An 11828-nucleotide genomic window follows, 5' to 3' on the forward strand; every position below is an offset into this window, starting at 1 on the left:
TCCCACAGGGGGACATTTCCGACAGAGAATTATTCAGTAGCCGTGCGACTCGCGGAACTTCTGGTAGTCGTGAAATTCGATCCATTCGACCACATCGTACGGCAGGTAAAGCTGCTGCCGGGCGCGGGAGATGGCGATGTACACGGCGCAGATCCGCTGATCGAACGCGTAGGCGTCCTTGAACTGCACGTTGGTCAGCAGCTCGGGCGTCAGCAGAACGCGGTCGAACTCCATGCCGCCCGCCTCGTGCGCCTGCATCAGCAGGCAGCTTTTGCCGGGGCCGCCGATCATCCGGTTGAGCCGGGTCAAGTCAGCGACCTTGAAGCCCTTCTCCAGTTCGGCCTCGACCCACAGAAACGCCTCGTCGAACTGGTTGGCATCGCGCACCTGCTGCCACTTCGGCAGATCGCTGAAATAGCGATGCGGGCCCTTCTCGCTGTGTTCGGCACTGTAGAAGTCGACCCTGAACAGTTCGATGGCGGTGATCATGAAGTGCTCGAGGTCGCGCTGGGCTTTCGTGTCGGCAAAGCTGAACAGGCAATTGGCATCGTGCAGTTGCATGGCCCACTTCATGGTGTCCCAAGGGGACGCCGTCAGCACCACGCAACCTTCGGGCGGGACAAAGCCCTGCGGATAAAACTCGATGCCGACGTCAGCTTCACGCGCGCCTTCGAACGGCACCTTGCTCTTTTCCGAGTGCCGGGAAATCAGCGGATTGACCAGACGCTCGACGTTTCGTCCCGAGCGTACCGAGTAGGTGATATCGCTCTGGCGCACCTCACGCTTTCTCTTCACCAGATCACGCTCGGCGTGCTGGTACTCATCGCCCAGCGTGATCAGCACCTGTCGGCCACGCTCGATAATCTGCAGCAGCGAAGCGGGAATGTCCTGACTCTCGTCGATCAGCACGTGGGTATAACGCGGCGGCACCACGCAGCCCGCAAGGCTTGCACGCTTGATCAGCAACAAGGCTTCAAAGCCGCTCTGCCGGCCCCACGCCGGGTTGGCCTCAAGGTAAGTCCAGACGCGGCTCGAATACTCCAGCAACACTTTGGACTCAAGGCCGGACAAGGACAGTTTGAAATACGGCAGATGATGCGCCGACAGGCTGTAGTCCCGGGAGTGGCAATAGCGCTCGAGGGTTTCCAGGCAGACGTTCAGGGTGCGTTGCGCGTCATGCTCGCGAAAGCCGAGGATGTTCAGCTCCTGCGCCAGACTCTGTTTACTCGCGACTCGGCCGGCGGCGCTTGCCGGCTGTGGCTTGCGCCCATAAATCAGCCCGCGCGCGAACGCCTCAAAGGTGATGCCTGGCTTGCGTTCACTGGCAACGCCCATGCGCTGGCACAGGGTCGCGAGTTTTTCCGGGGTGCGTGCCAGCAACAGGGTTTTCCCCGGGTCCAGGCACTCGGTCAAGGCACCGACCAAGTGGCTTTTGCCGATCCCGGCATAGCCTTGCACGTGCAGGTCTTCATCGAGGTTGGCGCGGAAGGTTCTGACCAGTTTGTCCTGCGCGGCGCTGAGCCAGCGCTCGCGGTGCGCGGGGCTGATCATCTGCTGGCTGAACGGATTGTTGATCGCGTGGTGGCGCGTCTTGAACTCGTCATCCCACTTGCCATCGGGCAGCAGGTAATCCTGCGCCGCCACCTCTTCGGCCAACAGCAATCGCAGGTTCAATCCCCTGATGGCGTTCAGGCCGAAGTACAACTGGCGCGGGTCGAACAGCCGTTGCGCCTCGGACAGCAGCCCTGCCCCGCCATCGACCGCCCAGGCGATCAGGCGCGCAAGCACCTTCTCCGCCGCTGCGGCGGTGAGATCCTTTTCGGTGGCCTGAGCCAGATTCTGGATGACCAGCACGGCGGCCAGCTGCGCATCCGTCAACTCGCCGAGGGTTTTTGCGCCATCGGGCTGCAACAGGCTGGCGCAGGTCTCATCCGTCACGGGCAAGTACACGGCGGTGGATAAATCGTGATGTTCCGGGTGCATACAACCTCGTAGCCAGGGCGCGAACTTGTCAAAGACGCGCGCAGCAAGACGGTGGAGTATGCCACTGTTCAACCTTGGTGACTGAACAGGCATCGGGGGCAGCCTTCGCGAGCAGGCTCGCTCCCACAGGGGCTGGCGTGAAAGCCCAAATCGCGGGCATAAAAAAACCGCAGTGGGCGAAACCCATGCAGTTCTGTTGAAGCGTTCTTCGTTCGTTAAGGTGGTAACCCCACCAGCCACACCCCGGCACACAATGTTCCCGCTGTGGCTGCTGCCTTCCGGCTCTGACCAGGTTCACGGGTAATCGTTGCGGGGGGACCGATGGGGTCACCATAACGACACTCACCTGTCGGCGAGCCGCGCCATTGTACCTATCTGAAGCGAAGTTACAACCGTTGGTTTCAGATTAAAAATATGAAGGGCTTCAAGCACTTGCTATTGCGCCTGCAACACCTCGTCCGCCTTGCCGCCCGCCTGCTGGATCACCAGATGGATGAAGTGCAACTTGGCAATCGCCGCCGCCGGCAGCACGAACGGGTAGAAATCCGGCTGCCCCATGCTGCGTGACAGCTCGTTGAGCATGCCCGCCAGTTCGATCCACGCATTGACGAACGACAGGAACGCCGCGCCGCCGGGGTGCTCCGGGTCGTACAGCGTGCTGGACGGGAACGGCTGGTAGTCGAAGTCCATTTCCCGCGCGCTCATGCCGAAACCCAGCGCGGTATCCACCGCATCCATCATGTGCAGGTAATGCGCCCAGGTTTCGGCCCAATCTTCCCATGGGTGCATGGTCGCGTAGGCGCTGACGTAGTGTTGCGGCCAGTCCAGCGGTGCGCCTTGCTGGTAGTGACGGTCGAGCGCTTCGGCGTAACTGGCGCGCTCGTCGCCGAACAGGGTGCGGAAAGGTTCAAGCCACGGCCCATTGGCGATCAGACGATCCCAATAATAATGCCCGACCTCATGCCGGAAATGCCCGAGCAGCGTGCGATAGGGTTCATGCATTGCCGCCCGCACCTGCTCGCGATGGGCGTCGTCGGCTTCTTTGATATCGAGGGTGATCAGACCGTTGGCGTGGCCGGTCATTGGCGCGTTGCCTTCGAGGTCGACGCCGATGAAGTCGAAGGCCAGACCGGTGGCCTCATCCACGGTTTTCGGGATGACCGGCAGGCCGAGGGTGATCAGTTGCGCCACCAGCCGGCGCTTGGCGATTTCGACTTTGCGCCAGCGTTCGGGGTTTTCCGGCACTGAGAGGTCGGGGATGGTGCGGTTGAGGCTGCAGGCGATGCACAGGCTGTCGTGGCCGTTATCCGGCAGCAACCAGTTGCACGCGGCGGGAGTGTCGAGGTTGGCGCAGCGACGAAACAGCCCGGCGTCGGGATCGGCATCGAGTGTCCAACTGCCGTCCTGTGGCCCGGGCTGCAACGAGGTCAGGCGACTTTCTTCAGGCTGATAGCCCAACAAGGCGCTGCAAGCCAGACACTGACTGTTGCGAAAGAACAGCGACTGGCCGCAGCGGCACGGCCAGATTTTGCTGTTGCGTGAAGATTCGCCCATGAACGGCGCGACGATGCGAGAACTGAGCTGCTCGAAAAAGCGGTACATGGCGATCTCTCCCTGGGGCTTGCCAAGACTAGATCATTGCCGAGCCGACATCGTTCCGAATACTCCACGGCTATTGGCCGATACCACCCTTGTGGTGAGGGGATTTAGCGAAACGTCGCACCGCCCCGATGGGTTGCGAAGCAGTCCCAGAACCCTACCACTCAGTTGAATCAGACAAACTGTGTGCTCAGGCTTTACGACTGCTGCGCAGCCGGTCGGGGATAAATCCCCTCACTACAGGTTTGAGCCCTATCAGGCAGAAATGCCATGGGTTTTGAGGAACGCGATAAACGCCTCTTCATCCATCACCTTCACCCCCAGCTCATTGGCCTTGGTCAGCTTCGAGCCAGCACCCGGCCCTGCAACCACGCAATGAGTTTTCGCCGATACCGAGCCGGCGACCTTGGCGCCGAGGCTCTCCAGGTGTTCTTTGGCCACATCGCGGCTCATCAACTCGACCTTGCCGGTCAGCACCCAGGTTTCGCCGGACAGCGGCAGGCCCTCAACGACTTTCTTCTCGCTCAGCCAGTGCATGCCGAAATCCCGCAGCTGTTTCTCGGCGGCCTCGGCGATCTGCCGATGCTCGGGCACAGCAAAAAACTCGCGCACCGAATTGGCCTGCTTCTCCGGCAGCGCCTGACGCATGTCCAGCCAGTCGGCATTCATCACCGCCTCCAGCGAACCGAACCTGTCCGCCAGTTTCTGCGCGCCGCCCGGGCCGACAAAGGGAATGTGCAGCTTGTCGAGCAGACCACCGAGGGTGGTGCTGGCGGCAAATTCGGCGCCGAGTTCACCCTGATCCTGAATCTGCAGGCCATGCCCCAACAACTCGGTGATCACCTGCTGGTTGTGTGCATCCTCGAAGAAGCTGTGAATCTCGTGGGCCACTTCCAGGCCGATGTCCGGCAGGTAGGTCAGCACTTGCGGCAACGCCTGCTGCACGCGCTCCAGCGAACCGAGCGAGCGCGCCAACACCTTGGCCGTCTCCTCGCCGACATCGGGAATGCCCAGCGCATAAATGAACCGCGCCAGTCCCGGTTGCTTGCTGTCTTCAATCGCCGCCAGCAGCTTGTTGCTGGAGACCTCGGCAAAGCCCTCCAGATCGACAATGTCGTCGAACTTCAGCGCGTACAGATCGGCCGGCGAGCTGACCAGACCTTCATCGACCAGTTGCTCGACGCTCTTGTCGCCAAGGCCCTCGATGTCCATCGCCCGGCGCGAGACGAAATGAATGATCGCCTGCTTCAGTTGCGCACCGCAGGCCAGACGGCCGACGCAGCGGTACACCGCACCTTCACTGATGGTTTCCTTGCCTTTGCTGCGCTTGACCAGTTGCGTGCGCTCGACATGGGAGCCGCAGACCGGACAATTCTCTGGAATCGCTACAGGACGAGCATTCTCCGGGCGACGTTCGGTGACCACTTGCACCACCTGCGGGATCACGTCACCGGCGCGACGGATGATCACCGTGTCGCCGATCATCAGGCCCAGGCGCGCCACTTCGTCCATGTTGTGCAGGGTCGCGTTGGCGACGGTGACGCCGGCGACCTTGACCGGTTTCAGCCGTGCCACCGGAGTGACGGCGCCGGTACGGCCGACCTGGAATTCCACGTCGAGCAGTTCGGTGAGCTCTTCCATGGCCGGGAATTTGTGCGCAATCGCCCAGCGCGGTTCGCGGGCACGGAAGCCCAGCTCACGCTGATCGGCGATGCTGTTGACCTTGAACACCACGCCGTCGATTTCATAAGTCAGCGAGTTACGTCGCTCACCCATGTCGCGGTAGTAATCCAGGCACTCGCCGATGCCTTTGGCCAGCTTCAGCTCGTGGCTGATCGGCATGCCCCACTTCTGCAATTGCTTGAGGTTGCCGATATGGGTGTCGGAAATATCGTGGGAGACCTGACCGATACCGTAGCAGCAGAATTCCAGCGGGCGGTTGGCGGTGATCTTCGAATCCAACTGACGCAGGCTGCCAGCAGCGGCGTTGCGCGGGTTGGCGAAGGTCTTGCCGCCGACTTCCAGTTGCGAGGCGTTGAGGCGCTCGAAACCGGCCTTGGACATGAACACTTCCCCGCGCACTTCGAGGGTCGCCGGCCAGCCTGTGCCGTGCAGCTTCAACGGGATGTTGCGCACGGTGCGCACGTTGACGCTGATGTCTTCACCGGTGGTGCCATCGCCACGGGTGGCGCCGCGTACCAGTACGCCGTCCTGATACAGCAGGCTGACCGCCAGGCCATCGAGTTTCGGCTCGCAGCTGTATTCCACCGCCGCGCCGCCACCGAACAGATCACCGGCCGGCAGATCCAGACCTTCGGTCACCCGGCGGTCGAATTCGCGCATGTCGGTTTCTTCGAAGGCGTTGCCGAGGCTGAGCATCGGCACTTCGTGACGCACCTGGGTGAACGCGGTCAATGCCACGCTGCCGACACGCTGGGTCGGCGAGTCGTTGGTGATCAATTCCGGATTGGCCGCTTCCAGCGCCTTGAGCTCGTGGAACAACCGGTCGTACTCGGCGTCCGGAATGCTCGGCTCGTCGAGGACGTGGTAACGGTAGTTGTGCTGATCGAGTTCAGCGCGCAGCTCTAGAATGCGGTTTTTGGCGGCGGTCATGGGTGTTCTCTCATAAAGCAAAAGAGCAGCCGAGGCTGCTCCAGTTTCATCATTCAAAGATCGCAGCCTCGTTGCACTCGACAGCTCCTACAGGGATCGCGTTCCTCTGTAGGAGCGGCCGAAGGCTGCGATCTTTTGATCTTGGCCTTAGCGCTTCTGGGTCAGGGCGCGGCGTTCGAATTCGACGATGCGCTGACGGTAGTGCTCGATAGTCTGCGCGGTCAGCACGCTGCGCTGGTCGTCTTTCAGCTCGCCGTTCAGTTCCTGGGACAGCTTGCGCGCTGCCGCCACCATCACGTCGAAGGCCTGCTTCGGATGACGCGGGCCTGGCAGGCCGAGGAAGAAGCTCACCGCCGGGGTGCTGAAATGGTCGATGTCGTCCAGATCGAAGATACCAGGCTTGACCGCATTGGCCATGGAGAACAGCACTTCACCGTTGCCGGCCATGCTTTCGTGGCGGTGGAAAATATCCATCTCGCCAAAACGTAGACCGCTTTCCAGAATGTTCTGCAACAGCGCCGGGCCTTTGAAGCCGGCGGCGTCGCGGCAGATCACGCTGATCACCAGGACTTCTTCGGCTTGCGGCTGATCCTTGTCGGCCACCGCAGGCGCATGCTTGCTGTCGTCGACGAAGTCATCATCACGACTGCTGAAGCTCGGGCCGCCGTCCAGATCCAGATCGAGGTTCAGGTCGCCCTGGGCCGGACCATTGCTGCCGCGCTTGCCACGTTTCGAACCGGATTCGCGAGGCTCGCGTGCTTCGCGGGCCGGCATGCTCACCGACGGCAGATCGTGTTCGTCCAGTTGCGGCTCTTTGTGCGTATCCAGTACGCGGGCCGGGCCCAACAGCTCGGCGCTGGTGTCCTCGTCCGGCAGGTTGGACAGACTTCGGTCAAGACGGAATTTCAGTTTTCCCTTGCCGCCGCGCATACGGCGCCAGCCATCGAAAAGAATACCGGCTATCACAATGATGCCGATGACGATCAGCCACTCGCGCAGACCGATTTCCATGTAATCCCGTGCCTCTATAAAAAATGCTGAAAAATAAGGGGTTTACATTGTGCAAACCGCTTTAAAACGTGGCGCCAACTCTATGTTCTGACAGGCGTTTTGCCCACGTATACGAAAAATTGACATTAAACTAGCACGACCAAAGACAACTTTACACCGTCTGTCACATTGGCTTGCGCGAATATGTCGATTGGCCAGCAAGTCGAAGTCGGTAAAAAAGTCCTACAGACTACTCATACCCTTCCGACACCACGCTGACTCAGGCGTCCACCATCGCCATCGCCTCCTCGACATCCACTGCAACCAGTCGCGAACAACCCGGCTCGTGCATCGTCACGCCCATCAGTTGATCGGCCATTTCCATGGCGATCTTGTTGTGGGTGATATAGATGAACTGCACGGTCTGCGACATTTCTTTAACCAATCGTGCGTAGCGTCCAACGTTAGCGTCATCCAGTGGCGCGTCAACTTCATCGAGCATGCAGAACGGCGCCGGATTCAATTTGAAGATCGCAAAAACCAGTGCCAGTGCGGTCAGGGCTTTTTCCCCGCCAGAGAGCAAATGGATGGTGCTGTTCTTCTTTCCTGGCGGCCGCGCCATGATCGTCACCCCTGTATCGAGTAGATCTTCGCCCGTCAGTTCCAAATACGCGCTGCCACCACCGAAAACTTTCGGAAAAAGCGCCTGTAAACCGCCATTGATCTGATCAAAGGTATCTTTGAAGCGGTTACGGGTTTCCTTGTCGATCTTGCGAATGACGTTTTCCAGGGTCTCCAGTGCTTCGACCAGATCCGCGTCCTGCGCATCCAGATAACGTTTACGCTCGGATTGTTGCGTGTATTCGTCGATGGCCGCGAGGTTGATCGCGCCCAGGCGCTGAATCCGCGCATTGATCCGTTCGAGTTCTTCTTCGGCGGCGCGTTCACTGGCCTCAGGCGTCAAGGTCGCGAGCACGCCATTGAGATCGTAGCCGTCTTCGAGCAATTGATCCTGCAACGCCTTGCGCCGCACGGTCAGCGCTTGCCATTCCATGCGCTGTTGTTCGAGCTGGCCACGGATCAGTTGCGATTGCTGCTCGGCCTGGGTCCGGCGCTTTTCCGCCTCGCGCAGTTCGCGGTCGGCGTCTTCCAGCGCGATCTGCGCAGTCTTCAGCTCTTCGTCGACGGTCATGCGTTTGTCGAGCAGCTCTTCGAGTTTCAGGCGCAGCTCTTCCAGCGGTGCCTCGCCCTCCTCCAGATTCAGACTCAACTGCTCACGCTTTTCGGTCAGGCGCTCGGCCTGCATCTCCAGACGTTCCAACGCCTGGCGCGTGGAATCGTGCTGCGCGCGCAACGAGCCGAGACGCACCGCCAGTTGATGGGCATGATCCTTGTGCTGGCGGGCTTCCTGGCGCACGCGATCAAGGCGTTCGCGCAGGCTGTCACGCTGGGCCAGCAGCAACTCGCGCTGCTCGGTGTCCAGCGCCATGGCGTCGAGCGCTTCCTGCAATTGCATGCGCGCTTCGCCGATCTGCTCGTGTTCCAGTTCGCGTTGCTCGCCGAGTTCGATCAACTCTTCATCAAGGCGGGTGCGGCGCAGCGTCAGCTGTTCAGCCTTGGCTTTACCGGCGGACAACTGGGCTTTCAATTCACCTTGGGAGCGGGCTTCGTCCTGCAGCAAACGGCGCAAATGCTCACGGCCGTTTTCCTGCTGCCGCTGTTGCGCCCGCAGGGTTTGCAGACGGATTTCCATGGCTTCGACCGTGGCTTCACGCTCTTCGCGTTCGGCCTGCAACGTCTCGATTTCCTGGCCACGGGCGAGCATGCCGCTCTCGGCTTCACTGGCGCGACGCACCCGCAGGAAGTGTCGGCCTACCCAGTAACCGTCGCGACTGATCAGGCTCTGCCCGGCACTCAACTGGCCGCGCAGGGCCAACGCTTGCTCAAGGCTATCGACCGGTTTGACCTGGCCGAGCCATGGCGACAGATCGATCTGCGCCTCGACTTTATCCAGCAGGCTGCCCGCCACTCGCACACCATCGCTGGCGGGGCTGAGCAGGCGCAGATCGCCTTGGGTGAAACCGGACAGATCGAAACCGTTGAAGTCGTCCACCAGCACCGCTTGCAGATCGGCGCCGAGCACGGTTTCCACCGCCAGCTCCCAACCGGCCTCGACCTTCAAGCCTTCGGCCAGACGCGGCCGTTCGGCGAGGTTGTGTTCCTTCAGCCATTCGGCGGTGCCGGTGCCCGGATCGAGTGCAGCCTGCTGCAAGGCTTCCAGCGACGCCAGCCGCCCGTTGAGCCGTTGCAGATCGCCCTGCGCCTGCTGCTGCGCGGTCAATGCCTGCTGCAATTCCTGACGCAGTTGTTCAAGCTTTTCGACCTGCGCTTCTTCGCTGGTCTGCAAATCTTCGAGGGTCGCTTCGGATTCGGCGAGCTGCTCGTTGAGCGCCATGATCGCCGCGTCTTCCGGGTCGGCGGAAAGCAGATCGCGCTCTTCGGCGAGACGCTTTTGCCGATCGGCCAGACGCTCCATGCTGGTTTCCAGCTGCTGGATCCGCGACTGCTGCACTTCAGCCTGACGCCGGGGTTCGGCGGCGGTCAGGTTGAAGGTGTCCCACTGCTCCTGCCAGCCGTGCATGACGCTTTCGGAATCTTCCAGCGCAGCGGCGGCTTCTTCGGCAGCGGCGCTGGTGACTTCCTGCTCGGGGGTGAGCGTGTCCAGCTCTTCGCCGAGGGTCAGCAGCAGCGTGCGGTCGTGGCCCAGGTGCGATTCGGTTTCCAGACGCGCGCGCTCGGCTTCTTTCAGATCGTCCTGCAACTGGCGCAAGCGCTGCTGGCCGTGCTGGATGCTCTGCTCGACCCGGGCGATGTCGCCGCCGACCGAATAGAAGCGGCCCTGCACCAGATTGAAGCGCTCGGACAGTTCATGGTGCCCGTCGCGCAGCCGCTCGATAGCCGCATCGGCATTGCGCTGCTCGGCGACCAGCGCTTCGAAACTGACTTCCTGGGTGCCGATGATCGACTCGCGCTGGCCGACCTGATCGTTCAGATCCTGCCAGCGCAGGGCCGACAGTTGCGCCTTGAGCTGGCGCTCTTCGCTCTTGTATTCCTGATACTTCTTGGCGGACTCGGCCTGCCGGTGCAAACGTTCGAGCTGACGCTCAAGCTCTTCACGCAGGTCGGTCAGACGCGCAAGGTTTTCGTGGGTGCGGCGGATGCGGTTTTCGGTCTCGCGCCGACGCTCCTTGTACTTGGAGATGCCCGCCGCTTCTTCGATGAAGTTGCGCAGGTCTTCCGGTTTGGCTTCGATCAGCTTGGAGATCATCCCCTGCTCGATGATCGAGTAGCTGCGCGGGCCGAGGCCGGTGCCGAGGAAGATGTCGGTAATGTCGCGACGACGGCACTTGGCGCCGTTGAGGAAATAGCTGTTCTGGCTGTCGCGGGTGACTTTGCGGCGAATGGAGATCTCGGCGTAAGCCGCGTACTCGCCGACCAGGGTGCCGTCGGAGTTGTCGAACACCAGTTCGATGCTCGCCTGGCTCACCGGTTTGCGGCTGGTCGAACCGTTGAAGATGACGTCGGTCATCGACTCGCCACGCAGGTTCTTCGCCGAACTTTCGCCCATTACCCAGCGTACGGCGTCGATGATGTTCGACTTGCCGCAACCGTTCGGCCCGACGACCGCCGCCATGTTACTGGGGAAGTTCACCGTGGTCGGGTCGACGAAGGACTTGAACCCCGCCAGTTTGATGCACTTCAGCCGCACGCTCAGGCAACCGTCAGGGCGGAGACCACCAGATCGCAGCTGCGCTGGGCGTAAGCCGTCAGCACGATGCGGATCTGCGGCAAATCACGGGCGAGCACAGCGGCCAGCAGGCGTTCGAACAGCTCGAGGAACTCGCTCATTTCGGCCTTGCGCTGTTCGAGGGCGAGGAAATACGCACGGCTCATGGCCGGCTGCAGGTTCTCGACGGTCTCTTGCAGGTACGGGTTGTTGGCAAACGGGTACGCAGCGCGCATCACGGCGAAGCTGTCGTCGACGAAGGTGCGGATGTCCTGACGCTCGTAGCTGGCGGTCAGGCGCTGCTGGATCTGCACGAACGGCGCCATGTCGGCCTGGGTCTGCCAGCCATTGGCGACCGCATTGCCGAGCAGGATGTACAGCTCGCTCATCAGCGTGCACAGGCTCTGCACCTTGTGTGCGGTGAGTTCGGTGACATGGGCGCCACGTCGCGGCAGGATCGCGATCAGGTGACGGCGTTCGAGGATCAGCAGGGCTTCGCGGACCGATCCGCGGCTGACATTGAGGGCCAGCGTGACCTTCTGTTCCTGAATGCGCTCTCCCGGCTTCATTTCGCCGCGAATGATGCGTTCGGCGAGGTGGTGAGCAATTTGCTCGGCGAGGCTGTCCGGCGCCTTGAACGTCATGGTTGTCCTTCAAACTCTTCGATCTGCACAAGCGGCGCAGTGTAGCGCAAATGCAGGTGCATGGCGGAGTGCCCGCACGGCGCTTTTTGGCACGATTCAAGCAAAAAGGCAGTGAATCCGCTCAGGGTCAATACTCAATAGAGCACGCGTTAATCGACAAAACCGTTTTTCCTGACCTTTAAGTCAGAAAACCATTGACCGAAAAGTCAGAC

6 protein-coding genes and 1 other RNA gene are annotated in these 11828 nt (G+C 61.1%); all 7 read right to left on the reverse strand.

Annotation, left to right across the window (positions count from 1 at the left end):
* Positions 1-33: 33 nt before the first annotated feature.
* The 7 genes from AC3WMV_RS14405 to AC3WMV_RS14435 all read right to left on the reverse strand — a co-directional run bounded on the left by AC3WMV_RS14405 (position 34) and on the right by AC3WMV_RS14435 (position 11616).
* Entirely contained in the window at positions 34-1983 is a 1950-nt protein-coding gene (locus tag AC3WMV_RS14405; RefSeq protein WP_103368387.1) for a hypothetical protein, read from the reverse strand.
* A gap of 227 nt (positions 1984-2210) precedes the next feature.
* An RNA gene (gene ffs / locus AC3WMV_RS14410) (signal recognition particle sRNA small type) lies at positions 2211-2307 on the reverse strand.
* 111 nt (positions 2308-2418) lie between these two features.
* The gene (locus tag AC3WMV_RS14415; RefSeq protein WP_103368386.1) at positions 2419-3585 is read right to left on the reverse strand and encodes a zinc-binding metallopeptidase family protein; all 1167 of its coding nucleotides are present in this window, start codon (positions 3583-3585) and stop codon (positions 2419-2421) included.
* 252 nt (positions 3586-3837) lie between these two features.
* The gene (ligA, locus tag AC3WMV_RS14420) at positions 3838-6195 is read right to left on the reverse strand and encodes an NAD-dependent DNA ligase LigA (RefSeq protein WP_103368385.1); all 2358 of its coding nucleotides are present in this window, start codon (positions 6193-6195) and stop codon (positions 3838-3840) included.
* 147 nt (positions 6196-6342) lie between these two features.
* Positions 6343-7206: a cell division protein ZipA gene (gene zipA / locus AC3WMV_RS14425; RefSeq protein ID WP_103368384.1), complete on the reverse strand. Its 864-nt coding sequence runs from the start codon at positions 7204-7206 to the stop codon at positions 6343-6345.
* Positions 7207-7465: 259 nt separating this feature from the next.
* On the reverse strand, positions 7466-10954 hold the full coding sequence (gene smc / locus AC3WMV_RS14430) for a chromosome segregation protein SMC (protein WP_103368383.1): 3489 nt from the start codon (positions 10952-10954) through the stop codon (positions 7466-7468).
* A 2-nt stretch (positions 10955-10956) separates the two neighbouring features.
* Entirely contained in the window at positions 10957-11616 is a 660-nt protein-coding gene (locus AC3WMV_RS14435) for a GntR family transcriptional regulator (protein ID WP_007961062.1), read from the reverse strand.
* Positions 11617-11828: the final 212 nt, after the last annotated feature.

Source organism: Pseudomonas sp. FW305-3-2-15-E-TSA4 (genome assembly GCF_058787295.1).

Bases quoted from the DNA above. Each gene is read 5' to 3' on its own strand.
- AC3WMV_RS14405 (WP_103368387.1), bottom strand. From the start codon at position 1,983: ATGCACCCGGAACATCACGATTTATCCACCGCCGTGTACTTGCCCGTG.
- AC3WMV_RS14415 (WP_103368386.1), bottom strand. From the start codon at position 3,585: ATGTACCGCTTTTTCGAGCAGCTCAGTTCTCGCATCGTCGCGCCGTTC.
- ligA (WP_103368385.1), bottom strand. From the start codon at position 6,195: ATGACCGCCGCCAAAAACCGCATTCTAGAGCTGCGCGCTGAACTCGAT.
- zipA (WP_103368384.1), bottom strand. From the start codon at position 7,206: ATGGAAATCGGTCTGCGCGAGTGGCTGATCGTCATCGGCATCATTGTG.
- AC3WMV_RS14435 (WP_007961062.1), bottom strand. From the start codon at position 11,616: ATGACGTTCAAGGCGCCGGACAGCCTCGCCGAGCAAATTGCTCACCAC.